This is a genomic window from Prescottella soli (assembly GCF_040024445.1).
Lineage (GTDB): Bacteria > Actinomycetota > Actinomycetes > Mycobacteriales > Mycobacteriaceae > Prescottella > Prescottella soli.
This window is the reverse complement of the sequence record NZ_CP157276.1, coordinates 3,742,328-3,758,969: the sequence shown is the minus strand read 5'-3', so window position 1 is coordinate 3,758,969 and position 16,642 is coordinate 3,742,328. Positions and strand designations below refer to the sequence as shown.

General features: G+C 69.4%; 16 protein-coding genes. 10 read left to right on the top strand and 6 right to left on the bottom strand.

The genetic code is table 11. From position 1 onward, the window contains the following. The first annotated feature begins 18 nt into the window (after positions 1-18). The 3 genes from ABI214_RS17495 (at position 19) to ABI214_RS17485 (ending at position 3,099) form a co-directional block, all read left to right on the top strand. Positions 19-453, top strand: coding sequence for a nuclear transport factor 2 family protein (locus ABI214_RS17495; RefSeq protein WP_348603780.1), 435 nt, complete (start codon positions 19-21; stop codon positions 451-453). 88 nt (positions 454-541) lie between these two features. Beyond that, positions 542-1,159 (top strand): class I SAM-dependent methyltransferase, encoded by a 618-nt coding sequence (locus tag ABI214_RS17490; RefSeq protein ID WP_348603779.1) that lies wholly within the window; start codon positions 542-544, stop codon positions 1,157-1,159. A 104-nt stretch (positions 1,160-1,263) separates the two neighbouring features. Beyond that, complete coding sequence (locus tag ABI214_RS17485; protein WP_348603778.1) at positions 1,264-3,099, top strand: acyl-CoA dehydrogenase; 1,836 nt, start codon at positions 1,264-1,266, stop codon at positions 3,097-3,099. Positions 3,100-3,176: 77 nt separating this feature from the next. Here ABI214_RS17485 and ABI214_RS17480 read toward each other — a convergent pair whose 3' ends face one another. Continuing rightward, positions 3,177-4,613: a PLP-dependent aminotransferase family protein gene (locus tag ABI214_RS17480; RefSeq protein ID WP_348603777.1), complete on the bottom strand. Its 1,437-nt coding sequence runs from the start codon at positions 4,611-4,613 to the stop codon at positions 3,177-3,179. A gap of 80 nt (positions 4,614-4,693) precedes the next feature. On the opposite strand from ABI214_RS17480, the gene ABI214_RS17475 reads away from it, so the two are divergent. The 3 genes from ABI214_RS17475 to ABI214_RS17465 all read left to right on the top strand — a co-directional run bounded on the left by ABI214_RS17475 (position 4,694) and on the right by ABI214_RS17465 (position 8,026). Beyond that, positions 4,694-5,323, top strand: a complete 630-nt coding sequence (locus ABI214_RS17475) for a pyridoxamine 5'-phosphate oxidase family protein (RefSeq protein ID WP_348603776.1) — start codon at positions 4,694-4,696, stop codon at positions 5,321-5,323. A gap of 115 nt (positions 5,324-5,438) precedes the next feature. Further along, positions 5,439-6,131 (top strand): hypothetical protein, encoded by a 693-nt coding sequence (locus tag ABI214_RS17470; RefSeq protein ID WP_348603775.1) that lies wholly within the window; start codon positions 5,439-5,441, stop codon positions 6,129-6,131. Positions 6,132-6,133: 2 nt separating this feature from the next. After that, positions 6,134-8,026, top strand: coding sequence for a YhgE/Pip domain-containing protein (locus tag ABI214_RS17465; protein ID WP_348603774.1), 1,893 nt, complete (start codon positions 6,134-6,136; stop codon positions 8,024-8,026). Positions 8,027-8,031: 5 nt separating this feature from the next. Here the strand turns inward: ABI214_RS17465 and ABI214_RS17460 are convergent, their stop codons facing one another. Both ABI214_RS17460 and ABI214_RS17455 read right to left on the bottom strand, forming a co-directional pair. After that, on the bottom strand, positions 8,032-10,050 hold the full coding sequence (locus ABI214_RS17460) for a VanW family protein (RefSeq protein WP_348603773.1): 2,019 nt from the start codon (positions 10,048-10,050) through the stop codon (positions 8,032-8,034). A 278-nt stretch (positions 10,051-10,328) separates the two neighbouring features. Next, positions 10,329-11,666: an acetyl-CoA C-acetyltransferase gene (locus ABI214_RS17455; protein ID WP_348603772.1), complete on the bottom strand. Its 1,338-nt coding sequence runs from the start codon at positions 11,664-11,666 to the stop codon at positions 10,329-10,331. A 170-nt stretch (positions 11,667-11,836) separates the two neighbouring features. Between ABI214_RS17455 and ABI214_RS17450 the strand changes: the two genes are divergently transcribed. Together ABI214_RS17450 and ABI214_RS17445 are read left to right on the top strand one after the other, a co-directional pair. Beyond that, the gene (locus ABI214_RS17450) at positions 11,837-13,183 is read left to right on the top strand and encodes a 3-oxoacyl-ACP reductase (RefSeq protein ID WP_348603771.1); all 1,347 of its coding nucleotides are present in this window, start codon (positions 11,837-11,839) and stop codon (positions 13,181-13,183) included. After that, positions 13,183-14,055 carry a MaoC/PaaZ C-terminal domain-containing protein gene (locus ABI214_RS17445; protein ID WP_348603770.1) on the top strand — a complete coding sequence of 291 codons (873 nt, stop codon included), beginning with the start codon at positions 13,183-13,185 and terminating at the stop codon, positions 14,053-14,055. Before ABI214_RS17450 ends, ABI214_RS17445 begins: the two co-directional genes overlap by 1 nt. A 46-nt stretch (positions 14,056-14,101) precedes the next feature. On the opposite strand, the gene ABI214_RS17440 is transcribed toward ABI214_RS17445, so the two are convergent. Both ABI214_RS17440 and ABI214_RS17435 read right to left on the bottom strand, forming a co-directional pair. Beyond that, positions 14,102-14,428 carry a MerR family transcriptional regulator gene (locus tag ABI214_RS17440; RefSeq protein WP_348603769.1) on the bottom strand — a complete coding sequence of 109 codons (327 nt, stop codon included), beginning with the start codon at positions 14,426-14,428 and terminating at the stop codon, positions 14,102-14,104. A 179-nt stretch (positions 14,429-14,607) separates the two neighbouring features. Further along, positions 14,608-14,982, bottom strand: coding sequence for a hypothetical protein (locus ABI214_RS17435; RefSeq protein WP_348603768.1), 375 nt, complete (start codon positions 14,980-14,982; stop codon positions 14,608-14,610). Between the two features lie 414 nt (positions 14,983-15,396). Here ABI214_RS17435 and ABI214_RS17430 point away from each other — a divergent pair, with 414 nt between their 5' ends. Next, the gene (locus tag ABI214_RS17430; RefSeq protein WP_348603767.1) at positions 15,397-15,540 is read left to right on the top strand and encodes a hypothetical protein; all 144 of its coding nucleotides are present in this window, start codon (positions 15,397-15,399) and stop codon (positions 15,538-15,540) included. A 71-nt stretch (positions 15,541-15,611) separates the two neighbouring features. Next, positions 15,612-15,911, top strand: a complete 300-nt coding sequence (locus ABI214_RS17425) for a WhiB family transcriptional regulator (protein ID WP_280759786.1) — start codon at positions 15,612-15,614, stop codon at positions 15,909-15,911. Between the two features lie 65 nt (positions 15,912-15,976). Here ABI214_RS17425 and ABI214_RS17420 read toward each other — a convergent pair whose 3' ends face one another. Continuing rightward, positions 15,977-16,573, bottom strand: a complete 597-nt coding sequence (locus tag ABI214_RS17420; protein WP_348603766.1) for a TetR/AcrR family transcriptional regulator — start codon at positions 16,571-16,573, stop codon at positions 15,977-15,979. Positions 16,574-16,642 lie beyond the last annotated feature (69 nt).

The window sequence follows — 16,642 nt, the reverse complement described above, 5'->3', positions numbered from 1 at the left end:
TCATAGCGAGGAGACGACATGGAGCAGCAGACGAGCACCGACCCGCGCGGCGAGATTCAGGACCTGTTGGCCCGCATCGCACAGCTCGCCGACGACGGCACCGTCGAGGAATACCTCGAACACTTCACGGCCGACGCGATCTGGGAGTCGCAGCCGAACCCCGTGACCGGAATGGCCGCCCAGCTGCGCCAGGGCATCGCGCTGATCGAGGAGGGCGTGCGCGAGCGCCGCGCCGGCGGCGTCCAGGGTCCGGGCACGTCGAGCCGGCACGTCATCACGACCGTCTCCGTGTCGCTGGACTCGGAGTCGGAGGCGTCGTCGACGGCGTACTGGCTGTTCTTCCGCGACACCACCACCGAACCGCGACTGGCCGGCGTCGGCCGCTACGACGACACCCATCGTTGGGAGGACGGGCGCTGGAAGCTGGCGCACCGCCGGATCACCGTCGGCTGAGCCGACAATCCAACCCCGCCGCAAACGTGAGCTGAACAGCGGCGAGCACACCGGGCGCAGGATGTCGCCCGGCTATACCGTCGTGTCCATGGACGCACAGGACTGGGACGACCGGTATTCGCAGACCGACATGGTGTGGGGCACGCCGCCGAATCCGGTGGTGGTCGAGTTCGCGACGTCACTCCCCCCGGGCCGGGCGCTGGACCTCGCGTGCGGCGAGGGCCGCCACGCGCTGTGGCTCGCGACCCGCGGGTGGCGGACCACCGGGGTGGACTTCTCCTCGGTCGCGATCGAGAAGGCCCGGCGGGTCGCGACGCAGGCACCCCGATCGGTGCGCGAGCGCCTCGACTACGTGGTCGACGACATCACGGCGCCCGACGCCCTGACCGATCCGTCGGGCTATGACCTGGTTCTCATGATCTTCGTTCACCTCGAACGAACACAGCGCCGCGAACTTGTGAGCCGCATCATCGACGCGCTCGAACCCGAGGGAATCCTCATGATCCTCGGGCACGACACGATCAACCTCACCGAGGGCATCGGCGGCCCGCCGGACCCCGAAATCCTTTACACCCCCGAAGATTTGAAGGACGATCTGGACGGACGCCTCGACGTGACGGTGGCCGAAAGACGCTACCGGGACGTCGAAGGCGGCACCGCGATCGACGCACTCCTGGTCGCTCGCAGACCTGCCCTTGGCAGCTAACTTAATCGCGGGTAACATCGGCTAAGTTACCGACGAGTAGCTACTTGGGCGGTACTCGACGGAAAGACAGACCGCACCACGCAGTGCCACTTCAGGGAGAAAACATGGGCCACTACAAGAGCAATGTCCGAGACCTCGAGTTCAACCTCTTCGAGGTCCTGGGTCTGGACAAGCCGCTGAGTGAGGGCGTGTGGGGGGACCTCGACGCCGACACCGTCAAGGACATGCTGTCCGAGGTCGCGCGTCTGGCCGAGGGCCCGCTCGGTGAGGCCTTTGCCGACGCCGACCGCAACCCGCCCGTCTTCGACCCCGAGAAGCACGAGGCGACCCTGCCGGAGTCCTTCAAGAAGTCGTTCAAGGCGATGTGGGACGCCGAGTGGTACCGGATGGGCCTGAGCGAGGAGATCGGCGGCGTGCCGGTGCCCCGCACCATCGTGTGGGCCATCGCCGAGATGCTGCTGGGTGCGCAGCCCGCCGCCTTCATGTACCAGGCCGGACCCTCGTTCGCGAACGTGCTCTTCAACAACGGCACCGACGAGCAGAAGCAGTGGGCCGCAACCTGCGTCGAGCGCGGCTGGGGCGCCACGATGGTGTTGACGGAGCCGGATGCCGGTTCCGATGTCGGCGCCGGCCGCACCAAGGCCGTCAAGCAGGACGACGGCACGTGGCACATCGAGGGCGTGAAGCGCTTCATCACCTCCGCCACCTCGGACGACCTGTTCGAGAACATCTTCCACCTGGTCCTCGCCCGCCCCGAGGGCGCCGGCCCGGGCACCAAGGGCCTGTCGCTGTTCTTCGTCCCGAAGTTCCACTTCGACTTCGAGAAGAACGAGTTGGGCGAGCGCAACGGTGCTTTCGTCACCAACGTCGAGCACAAGATGGGCCTCAAGGCGTCCGCGACGTGTGAGCTCACCTTCGGTGGCCACGGCGTCCCGGCCGTCGGCTGGCTGGTCGGCGACGTCCACAACGGCATCGCGCAGATGTTCGACGTCATCGAGCACGCCCGCATGATGGTGGGCACCAAGGCCATCTCGACGCTGTCGACCGGCTACCTCAACGCGCTCGACTACGCCAAGCAGCGCGTCCAGGGCGCCGACCTGACGCAGATGACGGACAAGTCCGCGCCGCGCGTCACCATCACCCACCACCCCGACGTCCGTCGCAGCCTGGCGATGCAGAAGGCGTACGCCGAGGGCATGCGCAGCGTGTACCTGTACACCGCCGCACACCAGGATCCGGAGATGGCTCAGCTGGTGTCGGGCGCCGACCCTCAGCTGGCGGACCGCGTCAACGACCTGCTGCTGCCGATCGTCAAGGGCGTCGGCTCGGAGCGGGCCTACCAGTACCTGACGGAGAGCCTGCAGACCCTGGGCGGTTCGGGCTTCCTGCAGGACTACCCGATCGAGCAGTACATCCGCGACTCGAAGATCGACTCGCTGTACGAGGGCACCACTGCCATCCAGGCGCAGGACTTCTTCTTCCGCAAGATCGCCCGCGACCGCGGCGTCGCGCTGGCCCACGTGGCCGGCGAGGTCAAGAAGTTCATCGACAGCGAGGACGGCGACGGTCGCCTCAAGGCCGAGCGCGCGCTGCTCGCGACCGCCCTCGAGGACGTCCAGTCGATGGCCGCGGTCCTCACCGGACACCTCATGGGTGCGCAGGAGCAGCCCACCGAGCTGTACAAGGTGGGTCTCGGTTCGGTGCGCTTCCTGATGTCGGTCGGCGACCTGCTCATCGGCTGGCGGCTGCTGCAGCAGTCCGGGATCGCACTGAAGGCGCTCGACGCGGGTGCCTCGGACAAGGACAAGCCGTTCTACGAGGGCAAGGTCGCGACGGCATCGTTCTTCGCGAAGAACGTGCTGCCCGAGCTGACCGCGACCCGCACCATCCTGTCGCACCTCGACAACGACATCATGGAGCTGGACGAGGCGGCGTTCTGATCCGCTGAATCACGAAAGCGCCCGGCCGGGAACGTCGTTCCCGGCCGGGCGCTTTGCTGTCTGTGACGTTTCGGGTTTCACCCGAAGTGCCGTCGCAGGGCGTCGGCGACGACGGCCGCCACCTCGTCCGCCCGAGTTTCCGGGAGGCACGCGTATCCGCACACCAGTCCACGGGGGCCGTCGGGGCCGGCGACGAACGAGGACAGCGGCGGTACCGTGACGCCGCGGCGGCGCAGGGCAGCGGATATCGCACTGTCATCGGTGCCGTCGGGAAGCCGGACCACCAGATGCAGGCCCGCCTCGACGCCAGCCAACCCGACACCCGCGCAGTGCCGCCGGAGCGCGTCGACCAGCGCGGAACGGCGGGCGGAATAGGTGCGCGACGCCTTGGCCAGGTGGCGGGTCAGGGCGCCCGACTCGATGAACCGCGCCAACGCGAGAGCCGTTACCGCGCAGGCACTCTCACCACTGAACGCGAGCGCCTGGGCCACCGGATCCCGGAGATGTCGCGGCGGCAGCAGCCAGGCCAGCCGCAACGACGGCGTGACGACCTTGGATGCCGTGCCGATGTAGGCCACGCAATCACGCCCACCGTCCACGCTGCGCAGCGCCGGCAGCGCGGACACGTCGTACCGGAACTCGCCGTCGTAGTCGTCCTCGATCAGCAGGCCCCCCGATTCGACGGCCCACGCGACGAGGCCGGCCCGGCGGGACACGGGCAGCCGCGCACCGAGCGGATACTGGTGCGCCGGAGTGCAATACACGCCCGCGTCGGTCTCCCGCAGCGCTGCCGGGTCGAGTCCGTCCACGTCGACCGCGACGGGGCGGGGGCGGACTCCGGCCAGCTGGAGCACGCGCCGCGCCTCGACATAGCCGGGCTCCTCGAACGCGACGTCACGTCCGACGAGTCCCGCCGCCGCGGTGAGGGCGCGCAGGGCGGACGCCACACCCGGCACGATGACCAGTTCGTCCGGCTCCGTGACGATGCCGCGGGTGCGGCGCAGGTGTCCGGCCAGGGCGAGCCGAAGCTCCGCGTGCGCCTCGGGTCCCGACGAGGCGGGTACCGGTACCGCTGCGGCCGCGCGCCAGGCGCGGCGCCAGTCCGTGGTGGAGATCAGGGCCGTATCGGGATGGCCCGGGGTGAGATCCCACGTCCACGTCGGCGGCCTCTGCCCGGACGCGTGTGGCACCGCGGTGACCGCGGCGGTCGGCCGGACGTGCGAGGCGGCGCCCGCGGCTGCCGCGGAGTCCGCGCCGGCGGCGATCCGAGTGCCGGACCCGGGTCGCGCGACGACGTAGCCGGCGGCGCCGAGCTCGTCGTACGCCTCGACCACGGAGGTTCTGGCCACCCCGAGGTCCGCGGCCAGCATGCGCGTCGACGGGAGCGCATCGCCGGGACCCAACCGACCCACTCGGATCTGTTCGACGACGGCCTCCGCGATGCGGTGCCGCAGTGGCGACTCGCCCACAGGCAGCCGCAGGGTCAGGTTCAGTTCGGGGGAATGGCGGGCCACGCCGGCCAGAATAGTGGTCTACCAGTTGGAGGCCTTTCCGGACCTACTCGACAGTCCGGAAATCGCGGACGATTCCGTGCATGGACCGCATCCGGAGATACCCCGACCTTGCCCGCAGCCGTCGACTCGAACTCGACGCGGTGCTCGACGCCGCTGCCGTCGGCACCCTCGCCACGGTGGTGGACGGATTGCCCTGGGTCGTGCCGATGCTCTACGCCCGCCTCGGCGACGAGATCGTGTTGCACGGATCGACGGGTGCCGGCGCCCTGCGGCACGTCGCCGCCGGCGCGCCGGCCGCCTTCTCGGTCACGATGCTCGACGGGATCGTCGTGGCCGACACCCTTTTCGACTCCACGGCCAACTACCGCTCGGCCGTCGTACGGGGGAATCTCGGCGAGTTCGGCAGGGGCGAGGCGGTGCACGCCCTCGATCTGATGTCCGATTCGCTCATTCCCGGCCGCAGCTCGGAGGTGCGCACCCACACGAAGAAGGAACTCGCGGCGACCCTCGCGATGACCCTGCCCATCGAGCCCGGATGCTGGACAGTCAAGGTGCGCGACGCGCCGCCACCCGAACCGTCGGAGCAGTCCGGTGGATGGGCCGGCGTGGTCCCGCTGCGAACGGTCCCCGGCGAGCCGATACCCGCACCCTGGGTGCGCGAGGACATTCCCCAGCCCGAGTCCGTGCGGAGACTCGTGTGCGGGCGATGAGGGGGCGGACGTCCAGATTCCGGCGGTGAGCCCGGCGCGGATCGCCCGGTTGTGTTTGGCTTGACAATGTCGATCCCTGCCACGGAACCGAGGTTGGTGAGCCGCTGTGACCAGCATGGACGAGCAAATCGGGCGCTCCGGACACCCCGACCCACCGCCGGCCGTCGTCGCGAAGGGACTGACCCGCGGCGGCTCGCTGGGGCCGGTATTCGGACCGGTGAATCTGCGCATCCCGTTCGGGGGTCTGGCGGTGGTCCAGGGATTCGCCGGATCGGGGCGCACGTCGCTGCTGCTGACGCTGGGCGGACGGATGAGACCGTCGTCGGGGCAGCTGAGCGTGCTGGGACGGACCAAACCGGCGGCGATCCGCGCCGTGTCCGCGATCGCCGGGTTCGCGGGAATCGACACCATCTCCGAGTCGGTCACCGTGCGCGACCTCATCACGGAACAGATCCGGTGGGACGCAACGTGGTACCTGTTGATTCGCCGGGCCGGGCAGCGTGAACTCGAGCAGGTGTGCGCCCCCGTGTTCGGGGACCGGCCGCTGCCGAAACTCACCGACTACGTCAGCGATCTGGGCGAACTCGACAACCTCCTGCTGCGGATCGCCGTCGCGAACACGCAGGTGCCGCCGCTGCTGCTGATCGACGACCTCGAACAGGTTCGGGAGGAACACGATCGGGCGCTGCTCGTCGAACACCTGTCGTTGCTCGGGGCGCGGCAGACGGTGATCGCGTCCGCGGTCAATCCGCTGCCACCGAATTCGCCCGCCCACGAATTCCATTCGCTGCCCGAAGCCGAGGTGTAGTCATGCTCGCTGGGATGTCGCTCGGTACCGAACTCAAGCGATTCTCGCGCGGGCTGATGCCGCGCGTCGCGCTGGTGACCATCGTGCTGATGCCGCTGCTGTACGGCGCGCTGTACCTGTGGGCGTTCTGGGATCCGTTCGCGGCGACGGGCAAGATCCCGGTGGCCCTCGTCAACAGCGATCAGGGCACCGTCGTGGACGGCAAGCCGCTCGACGCCGGCGATCAGGTGGCGCAGGGGCTGAAGGATTCGGGGGGCCTCGACTTCCACGAGGTCACCGCGTACGAGGCGTCGACCGGCGTCGCGTCCGGACGGTACTACTTCTCCGTGACGCTGCCCGGCGACTTCAGCCGGTCCGTGGCCTCCCCCACCGGACCCGACCCGCAGAAGGCGCGAATCGTCTTCACCTACAACGACGCCAACAACTACCTCGGCACCGTCATCGGGCAGAACGCCGCGCAGCAGATCCTCAATATCGTCGGTGCGCAGATCGGCGAGCAGACGGTGAACCAGGTGCTGGTCGGGCTCGGCGCCGCCGGGGACGGGCTGCGCAGGGCCGCCGACGGCGCTGGACAACTCGCGACGGGCGCGCAGGCCGTCGATGCAGGGGCGCAACAACTCGCGGGCGGATCCCGCACTCTCGCCGACGGCCTGACCACCGCGCACACCGGGTCGACGGCGCTCGCGGACGGCACCACCCAGCTCTCCGGGGGTATCGATGCCGCCGCCGGTGGTGCGTCGGCACTCGCCGGTGGAATGGATCAACTCTCGGGTGCGACGGTCGCGCTCGGCGACGGCGCCGGACAGCTCAGCGCCGGTGTGAACCAGCTCGTCGACCGGGTGGCGGGAACGCTCGGACCCGCGCTCGACGCCGCGACCCTCGCCCAGCTGGGCCAGCTGCGGGACGGCGCCCAGCAGCTCGCGTTCCAGCTCGGCGACCCGTCGAGCCCCTACCGGTCCGGGATGGCGCAGGCCGCGGCCGGTTCCGGACAGCTGCGCGACGGGCTGTCCCAGCTGCAGTCCGGCGGACAGCAGGCCGCGTCCGGCGCCCACGCCCTCGACGACGGCCTGGCCCAGTTGTCCGGTGGCGGTGAGACCCTCGCGCAGGGCACGAGTCAACTGGCGGCCGGCACCACCCAGCTGAAGAACGGCTCCGGGGAACTCGCGTCGCAGCTGAAGCAGGGCAGCGAGCAGGTACCGAAGTGGGATCCGCAGCAGCGCACCGTCGTCGCGCAGACCGTGTCCGCGCCCGTAGCGCTGGACCAGCACCACGAGAACCCCGCCAAGACGTTCGGCACCGGATTCGCCCCGTTCTTCCTGCCGCTGGCGCTGTTCGTCGGCGGCATCATCACGTGGATGCTGTTGCGGCCCATCCAGAACAGGCCGATCTCGACGGAACTCGGCGCGCTGCGGGTGGTGCTCGCGTCGTACTGGCCGGCGGCGCTGATCGCGGTCGCGCAGGTGCTGGTGATGTACGTCGTGGTGCACTTCGGCGTCGGGCTGGTGCCGGTCTACGTGTTCGTCACCATCGCGTTCCTGGGCCTCGTCGCCCTCACCTACATGGCTCTGATCCAGGCCTTCAACGCGATCTTCGGACCCGCCGTCGGACGCGTCGTCACGCTCGCCTTCCTGATGCTGCAACTGGTGTCCGCCGGCGGCATCTACCCCGTGGAGACCACGGCGAAACCGTTCCAGATCCTGCACCCGTTCGACCCGATGACCTATGCCGTCAACGGGTTACGACAGCTCACCGTCGGCGGTATCGACTCCCGGCTGTGGGTGTCGATCGCGGTCCTGCTCGGGCTGCTGCTGGCGTCGCTGGCCGCGAGCGCGCTGTCGGTGCGGCGCGATCGGACGTGGACGCTGATGCGACTGCACCCGCCGATCGAGGTGTGAGCGGGTCAGCGTCCCCCACCCGCGGGCGCCGACGTCGCGTTCGACGGCGCCGAAGAGGGCTCGTTCGACACGCACTTCACGATCGGCACCGGGTCGTACTTCACCGTGCGGGTGTGCCGCGAGACCTCGCCGCCGGAGTTCGCATCGGTGATGATCCGCGTGTCGCTGACCGTGAATCCCGGTGCGCCGCCGGACGCCACGCAGTGCGGGCCGGCCGGCAGCGTGATCGTGTCCGGTGAGGTCTGGTTGGTCCGGTTGCCCGTCACCGACTGCACGTCGACGGTCTTGGTGCCCCAGATGCGGACGGTGATGTTCGAACTGGTGCCGATCGTCTGGATCATGACACCGGTCTTGGAGGGGTTGCGGAACTTCAGGTCGATCGCGCCTTCGAACACCGTCGCCTCGCGCGCCGCCGGGTAGCGCGAGATGTAGTAGCTGTGCTCGGTGTGGTCGACGTCCTCCATGCCCGCGAAGTACGTGGCGTTGTAGAGGGTGGTCGCGAGCTGGCTGATGCCGCCGCCGACGGCCTTGTCGGGGCGCCCGTTGTTGATGATGCCCGAGTCGACATAGCCCTGCGCCGAGCCGCGAGGACCGGTCTGGGCATCGAACGAGAACGTCTCTCCCGGCTTGACGATGGCGCCGTTGATGGCGCTCGCCGCGAGCCGGATGTTCACGCCCGACGCGTATTCGAAGCCGCCGGTAGTGAATTCGCCGATCACCTCGCGGATGCCGAGCGCGTTGGCGCCCTCGGTGGTGAGCGCGGGCTGGGCGGGTTCGTAGATCGCCGGGGTGGTGCGCTGGCCGGGCGCGGCCAGCAGCGCCGGCAGGGGCTCGAGCGTCTTGGGCCACTGGACCATGTCGCCCATCACCGACGGAACCACCTGCGGCGAACCGCCCGACAGGGTGATCTGCGCGTCCTTGGGCTTGATCTCGGTGCTCGCCAGCTGCGGCGCCAGGACAGCGGTCGCGGCCTCGGCGTTGTACTGCGGCGACAGTCCGCCGGCGCCGTCGGGCACGAACGTCAGCACCTTGCCGACCTGGTCGCGGGGCAGCATCGCGACCGCCCCGTCCTTGCCGGTCACCACGACGTCGGTGGCCACGGCAGGGGTCGCGACGTCGCGGACCGCGGTATCGACACCGGCCTGCGTGACCGTGACGTCGACCGTGTCCACCGGCAGGTCGACGGTGGTGCCGAACGCCCACTCGCCGACGAACGTGTTCTTGGCGGCGTCCACCTCCAGGCTCTGCCCCGGCAGCGGCGCCACCGGGACCACCCGGGCACCCTCGAACAGGACGTTGCCCTCACGCGGCGCGCGATCGGTCTCCTGCTGGACCCCGCCCATCGCCGACGTCAGCGCGGCGTCGTCGACGGTGGACACCACGCCGATCTCGTGGTCGGCGAACAGCGAGGCCAGCCTGGTGAACGGGTTGATCGGTTGCTCGCCCGCCCGGTCGACGGTGGCCGCCCAGTCGACGCCGACACCGGCCTGGGCCGGCACGAGCTCGCTGTCGGTGCTGCCGGCACGCACCGGCACCGGACGGTCGACCCGCGGCCCGAGCGCGGCACGCAGCGTCTCCTCCGCCGCGGCCGAGCTCTGACCGCCGATGTCCACCCCGGCAACGGTGACGCCGCGCGGCACCCGATCGGCCGAAACCACCCAGTCCACCGCGTACGCGATCGCGCCGACCGCGGCGACGCCGCCGGCCACGGCGGCGTACTTCACCCATCGACGCGGCGGAGCGGCGTCGGCCTGCTCCGGCGCGGGCGGCTGCTCCGCTTCGGGTTCCGGCTCGGGCGTGGGATCCGGCGCCGAATCCTGCTCGGGATCCGGCATCGTCGGGAACACCTCGGTGGGAGCTTCGGAGGCGGCGTCGGCCCCGGAAGGAACCGAAGGAACCGAGGCAACCGGCGGAACCGCTGGATCCGACGGGACCACCGGCATGATCTCGGTCGGATTCTCGTCCGGTTCCGGACCATTCATGCGGTTTTCCTGGTCCTTGGCGCCGTCGCGCTCGTCGCTCATGAAGTGGGCTCCTGCCGAATCGACACCGTGCGGGGCCGTTGCGTTGCGTATTCGTTCCCGTTCAGCGTAGACGGGACGCTGGAAACGACCACTCGGGATTCCCGCCCGCGGCACCACACGCACCGCCACAGCCGACCCGGAAACGTAGAGCGGCCCCGTGTAGTTGCCAGGTCGGGGGTCAGGCAACAACACGGGGCCGACTGGAATATCGCCCCTACGCGAGAGGCGTTACATCACTGATCCGGCAGACGTCCGGATCCGTCCGTTCCGCCGCGGCCTCAGACCTCGACGATCGCGGTGACGCCCTGGCCGCCGGCCGCGCAGATCGAGATCAGACCGCGGCCCGAGCCCTTCTCTGCCAGCATCTTCGCGAGCGAGGCGACGATCCGGCCGCCGGTGGCCGCGAAGGGGTGACCGGCCGCGAGGGACGAGCCGTTGACGTTGAGCTTGGATCGGTCGATCGAGCCGAGCGCGCCGTCCAGACCCAGACGCTCCTTGCAGTACTCGTCGGACTCGAACGCCTGCAGCGTCGCGAGGACGACCGACGCGAACGCCTCGTGGATCTCGTAGAAGTCGAAATCCTGCAGAGTCAGACCGTTGCGGGCCAGCAGCCGCGGGATCGCATACGTCGGGGCCATCAGCAGGCCGTCGCCGCCGTGGACGTAGTCGACGGCCGCGGTCTCCGAGTCCACCAGGTGCGCCAGCACCGGCAGATTGCGCTCGGCCGCCCACTCGTCGGTGGACAGCAGCACCGCGGACGCGCCGTCGGTGAGCGGGGTCGAGTTGCCCGCAGTCATCGTCGCGTCGCCGAGCTTGGTGCCGAACACCGGCTTGAGCTTCGCGAGCTTCTCGACCGTGGAATCGGGACGCAGGTTGTCGTCGCGGGTCAGGCCCAGGAACGGGGTGACCAGGTCGTCGAAGAAGCCGCGGTCGTAGGCGGCGGCCATGTTGCGGTGGCTCGCGGCGGCCAGCTCGTCCTGGTCCTCGCGGCGGACGCCGAACTCCTTCGCGGTGATCGCCGCGTGGTCGCCCATCGACAGCCCGGTCCGCGGCTCCCCGTTGCGCGGGATCTCGATGCCGAGCATCGACGGCCGCACCTGGCCGAGCAGCTTGACGCGGTCCGCGGCGGAGCGGGCCCGGTTCATCGACAGCAGGAACTCGCGCAGCTCGTCGTTGACGCCGATCGGGGCGTCGGACGTGGTGTCGACGCCGCCGCCGACACCCGCGTCGATGCGACCGGACGCGATGGCGTCCCCGACCGCGACGATCGACTGCAAGCCGGTGCCGCACGCCTGCTGCAGGTCGAACGCCGGGGTGTAGGGGCTCAGCGCGCTGCCGAGCACGCACTCGCGCATGAGGTTGAAGTCGCGGCTGTGCTTGAGCACCGCGCCGCCGGCCACCATTCCGAGCCGCTCGCCCTGCAGGCCGAAGCGGCTCACCAGCCCGTCGAGCGTCGCGGTGAACATGTCCTGGTTGGACGCGCGCGCGTAGGCCCGGTCCGAGCGTGCGAACGGAATGCGGTTGCCGCCGACGATGGCGACGGGGCGAAGCTGCCGACCGCCGGACTTGGGTGCGGGTGCCGGCTTCTGGCTGCGGTTACTGGCTCTGCTTGTCACGTCGGTCTCCAGGAGAAGGGGCGGGTATGCGATCAGCTACTGCACTCGACAGGGTCGTTCACACTCGACATTGAACTTACTCCAGAGTAAGTTCAATGTCGATACCGCACCTGGTGTAGCGGGTGCCCGATCAGCGACAGTGCAAGACAACACGACAAGGAAGGTGGACCGTGGCAGCCAGCAAGGGCGCTCCCGACCTCTACTCCCAGTTCCTCTCGTCCGCGCCGGGCGCATTCATCGCCAAGCAGGCCGGGCTGCCCCAGCCCGAGAAGCTGCGCCGCTACAAGGCCGGCGAACCGCCGCTCGCCGGCCCGATCCTCATCGGCGGCAAGGGCCGGCTCGTCGAACCCGTCCGTGAGCTGCTGTCGGACTACCCGGCCGCGCAGCCGCACGACGACCGCTACGGCGCACTCGTGTTCGACGCGACCGGCATCGGCCAGGTCACCGAGCTGGTGCAGCTGTTCGAGTTCTTCCAGCCCGTCATCCGCAACCTCGCCTCGTGCGCCCGCGTCGTCGTGCTCGGCACCACGCCCGAGCTGACGTCCGGCGTCGACGAGCAGATCGCCCAGCGCGCGCTCGAGGGCTTCACCCGCAGCGTCGGCAAGGAGATCAAGCGCGGCTCCACCGCCCAGCTGGTCTACGTCTCTCCCGACGCCGCGCCGGGTCTGTCCGGGCTCGAGTCGACGCTGCGCTTCCTGCTGTCGGCGAAGTCCGCGTTCGTCGACGCGCAGGTCATCCGCGTCGGCGCCGACGACTCCGTCGCCCCCGCCAGCTGGGACCGCCCGCTCGAAGGCAAGGTCGCCGTCGTCACCGGCGCCGCCCGCGGCATCGGTGCCACCATCGCCGAGGTGCTCTCCCGCGACGGCGCGCACGTCGTGTGCGCCGACATCCCGGCCGCCGGCCAGGCGCTGTCCGAGACCGCGAACAAGGTCGGCGGCACGTCGCTGGCCCTCGACGTCACCGCGGCCGACGCGGCCGACAAGCTTGCCGAGCACCTCACCGAGCGCCACGGCGGCGTCGACATCATCGTCCACAACGCCGGCATCACCCGCGACAAGACCCTCGCCAACATGGACGAGGCCCGCTGGAACAGCGTCCTGGGCGTCAATCTCCTTGCCCCGCAGAAGATCACCGAGGCACTCGTCGCCAAGGGCGTGCTGCGCGAGGGCGGCCGCGTGATCGACGTGTCGTCCATCGCCGGCATCGCCGGCAACCGCGGCCAGACCAACTACGGCACCTCGAAGGCCGGCGTCATCGGCCTGGTCCAGGCCACCGCGCCGGTCCTGGCGGAGAAGAAGATCACCATCAACGCCGTCGCGCCGGGCTTCATCGAGACCGCGATGACCGCGGCCATCCCGTTCGCGACCCGCGAGGCCGGACGCCGTATGAGCTCGCTGCTGCAGGGCGGCCAGACCGTGGACGTCGCCGAGCTGGTGTCGTACTTCGCGAGCCCGGCATCCAACGCCGTGACCGGGCAGATCGTCCGGGTGTGCGGCCAGTCGCTGCTGGGGGCGTGATGACCGGCCGCAAGGGCACGCTCGTGCAGCTGCGCGAGCAGCCCGGCACCCTCGACAACTACGCCCGCGCGGCGTTCGGCGCGTTGCCGTTCGCGAAGCCGGCCGGCCGCCGGAGTCTCCCGAAGGAGACGCTCGCGCTGTCGGGCCTGCGCGTCGACCACGACAACCTGGCCGCGTACGCGAAGGTGTGCGGGCTGCGGTTCGGCGACACGCTGCCGGTCACGTACCCGTTCACGCTGGTGTTCCCGACCGTGATGCGGCTGCTCACCTCGCGCGAGTTTCCGTTCCCGGCAATCGGTTCGGTGCACACCGACAACGTGATCGAGCAGCTGCGCCCGATCTCGGTGAGCGAGCCGCTGGACCTGAGGGTCCGCGCCGAGAACCTGCGTCCGCACACCAAGGGCACGCAGGTGGACTTCGTCAGCGAGGTCTCGGTGGGCCGTGAGCTCGTGTGGCGTCAGGTCAGCTCGTTCCTCAAGATGCACCCGACGGGCGCACCGAAGGAACCCAAGGCCGAGTACCGGGAAGAGGTGCCGCCCCCGCCCACCCGCACCCTGCGGGTGGACCAGAAGGCCATCAGCCGGTACGCGGCGGTGTCCGGCGACCGCAACCCGATCCACGTCTCGTCGCTCGGCGCCAAGGCATTCGGGTTCCCGGGGACGATCGCGCACGGCATGTGGAGCGCCGCGGCCGCGCTCGCACCGCTCGAGGGACGCCTGTCCGGTTCGGTCACCTACAGCGTGCGGTTCGGCAAGCCGATCGTCCTGCCGGCGACGGTGAACCTGTACGCCGACCAGACCCCGGACGGGTGGGATCTGGCGCTGAAGCATCCGAAGAAGGGCTACCCGCACCTCACCGCGACGGTGCGGTAGTCCGCGTCGGGGCGCGGCGGGCGGATCCGCCCGCCGCGCCCCCGCGTCATCTCTCGCGCGCCGCCAATTCCTGTCGCAGACGCGCATTCTCGGCTTCGAGTTCCGATTTGGCCGCCTCGAGCTCGAGGATCTGCCGGATCCCGGTGAGATTGACACCGGCCTCCACCAGCTCGGACACCCGCGACAGCCGGTAGAGGTCCTCCTCGCTGTAGCGCCGCGTGCCGCCGCCGGTGCGCGACGGCGTGATCAGGCCACGGCGCTCGTACAGCCGCAGGGTCTGCGGACCTATCCCGGTCAGCTCGGAGGTGACCGAGATTCCGTAGACTCCGCGGGTGGAGCGGGGCGGAGACTGTTGCGTCATCGTGGCCTTCATATCGCGTCGAGTTCGGTCGCGTGGGGATACGCGCAGACCGCTCGCCCCCACCCGCCGCCGTCACCAGCGGCTTCTCGCGAGCGTCTGCCGATGCCTCACCGTATCACCGACACCACATCGAATGTGTGTCGGCAGACGAAGATTCCCTGAGTACCCGCCGTTCGGCGGAGGACCGTTCGTCAGACGTCGCCCGGCGAACTCAGTTCGCCCAGTTTCATATCCGCGTCGATCCAGTTCCCGGTACGCCCGAGTTCGGCCATCGCGAGATCGAACGCGTCGACGAGCCACTCCTGCTCGACCGTGACGAGTAACTCGGGATCCGCGCCGGCGGAGTCCTGATAGAAGCGCACCATCCAGCGCGAACCGGCGGTCGTATCGCCCGACAGTCCCTCGACGACGTGATCCGTCGCCAGCAGGTAGCGGTTGTATTCGAAGTCCACACGGATCGCGTAGCCGGCACCCGTGTTCACCACGTTCGCGGGGCGGTGCGTCGCCGTGGCGAGCACCGTCAGGGCGTCCGCGTAGTTGTCGGCGTGTTCGCGGGTACGTGGCACTGCAGGTCACCTCTGTCCGGGTAGCCGCCGCAGGTGTTGCGGCGGCGGGACCACGGGACGCCGATCCCGCGCACGGGTTCGACGCCATCGCATTCCCATCGCAGACGTTACGCGGCGAACACCCCGACACGGACCGATCGGGCACTCGCCGATCATCCCCTCTCACCAGCAGCGGAGATGAAGTTCGGCAGGTAAGCGAATTTATCTGCTTCCGCGGATATAGATTTTGTTGTACGGTGCAGTGGTCAAAACTTCCCGATGCAAGAGAAGAAGAGTGAGACGGAGGAGTCAGGCCCGCCTGCATGGCGAGGGTCCGGACCACTCCACCCCACCGGTCTTCCGAGCTCGAGCGGTGAACCGAGAGGTTTCACCGACTGCGGGTGGGCCGTATCAGAGAAGAAAGGATGACCACACGTGAGTGCGCAACTTGCGGCCGACACCGGCCGCGGCGCGGCGACATGGTCGCTCAGCACCGAGGAACTCAAACACAGGCTCGACCGGATGTACGCCGGCATATCGGACACCCGATCAGCCGATCCCGAAACCAGCGCCGTCTGACGCGTCGGCGCGAGCGCCCCGCAGGGCGCCCCGACGCGGATCGACCCACGGACATTCACGAGGAGCATTCGATGACCGAGATCCGACCGACCCTCGCACCCCTGGCCGACACCTGGGAATGGCAGCAGCAGGGCAACTGCCAGGGCATGGACGAATCCACCTTCTTTCCCCCGACCGGGGAACGCGGCAACGCCCGGATGATGCGCGAACGGCGCGCCAAGGCGATCTGCGCGTCGTGCCCGGTCCGGACCACCTGCCTCGAGCACTCCCTCGCCGTGCCGGAACCGTTCGGCGTGTGGGGCGGCATCGGCGAGTCCGAGCGCGCAACCATGCTGCGCGGCCGCCGCGTCCGACAGCGTCGCGCAGCCTGACCGAACACCGAGGGCCCGGACGTCTTCCGTCCGGGCCCTCGGTGTTCGCTACGTCTTCTTGCCGGCTACTTCTTCTTGCCGCCGGCCAAGCCCCGCCACGCGAGCTTGTCGAGCAGTTCGACGGCCGCGTCGACGTCGATCTCGCCGCCGGCCACCCGGTCCGCGACGGCCTCGCCGGCGCCCACCAGCGCGACCGCCATGATCGAGAAGTCCGTGCCCGGCTCCGGCTCCTTGGTGCTCGACTCGAGCAGCTTGGCGGTCAGCTCGATCAACCGGTCACGGCTGCTGCCGACCTGCGACGCGAACGCCTGCTGACCGATCGCCTGCCGGTACAGCACCATCCACGAACTGCGGTTGTGGTCGACGAAACCGAGGAACCCGGTGAGCGCCGCACGCAACTGATCACGCGGCGGCAGATTGGGGTCGCCCGCGGGCGAGATGGCCTCGACGAACCGCAGCCCCTCACGGTGGATGCACGCGGCGAACAGCTCGTCCTTGGAGCCGTAGTACAGGTACAGCATCGGCTTGGAGATGTTCGCCTTCGCCGCGATAGCATCCATCGAGGCGTCGTGGAACCCGTTGTCGGAGAAGACCTCGACGGCGGCGTCGAGCATCTGCTGTTCGCGCACGGCCCTGGGCAGCCGCTTGGTGCCACCAGCCATAATTCCTCCAACCACGGGTAAGACTCGCTATCTTACTCGAAGGTAAGAAGATCAGCGTTCGATCACCAT

What these genes read in the sequence shown, in the direction of transcription:
- ABI214_RS17495 (WP_348603780.1), top strand. Translation starts at nt 19, where the DNA reads ATGGAGCAGCAGACGAGCACCGACCCGCGCGGCGAGATTCAGGACCTG.
- ABI214_RS17490 (WP_348603779.1), top strand. Translation starts at nt 542, where the DNA reads ATGGACGCACAGGACTGGGACGACCGGTATTCGCAGACCGACATGGTG.
- ABI214_RS17485 (WP_348603778.1), top strand. Translation starts at nt 1,264, where the DNA reads ATGGGCCACTACAAGAGCAATGTCCGAGACCTCGAGTTCAACCTCTTC.
- ABI214_RS17475 (WP_348603776.1), top strand. Translation starts at nt 4,694, where the DNA reads ATGGACCGCATCCGGAGATACCCCGACCTTGCCCGCAGCCGTCGACTC.
- ABI214_RS17470 (WP_348603775.1), top strand. Translation starts at nt 5,439, where the DNA reads ATGGACGAGCAAATCGGGCGCTCCGGACACCCCGACCCACCGCCGGCC.
- ABI214_RS17465 (WP_348603774.1), top strand. Translation starts at nt 6,134, where the DNA reads ATGCTCGCTGGGATGTCGCTCGGTACCGAACTCAAGCGATTCTCGCGC.
- ABI214_RS17460 (WP_348603773.1), bottom strand. Translation starts at nt 10,050, where the DNA reads ATGAGCGACGAGCGCGACGGCGCCAAGGACCAGGAAAACCGCATGAAT.
- ABI214_RS17445 (WP_348603770.1), top strand. Translation starts at nt 13,183, where the DNA reads ATGACCGGCCGCAAGGGCACGCTCGTGCAGCTGCGCGAGCAGCCCGGC.
- ABI214_RS17440 (WP_348603769.1), bottom strand. Translation starts at nt 14,428, where the DNA reads ATGAAGGCCACGATGACGCAACAGTCTCCGCCCCGCTCCACCCGCGGA.
- ABI214_RS17425 (WP_280759786.1), top strand. Translation starts at nt 15,612, where the DNA reads ATGACCGAGATCCGACCGACCCTCGCACCCCTGGCCGACACCTGGGAA.
- ABI214_RS17420 (WP_348603766.1), bottom strand. Translation starts at nt 16,573, where the DNA reads ATGGCTGGTGGCACCAAGCGGCTGCCCAGGGCCGTGCGCGAACAGCAG.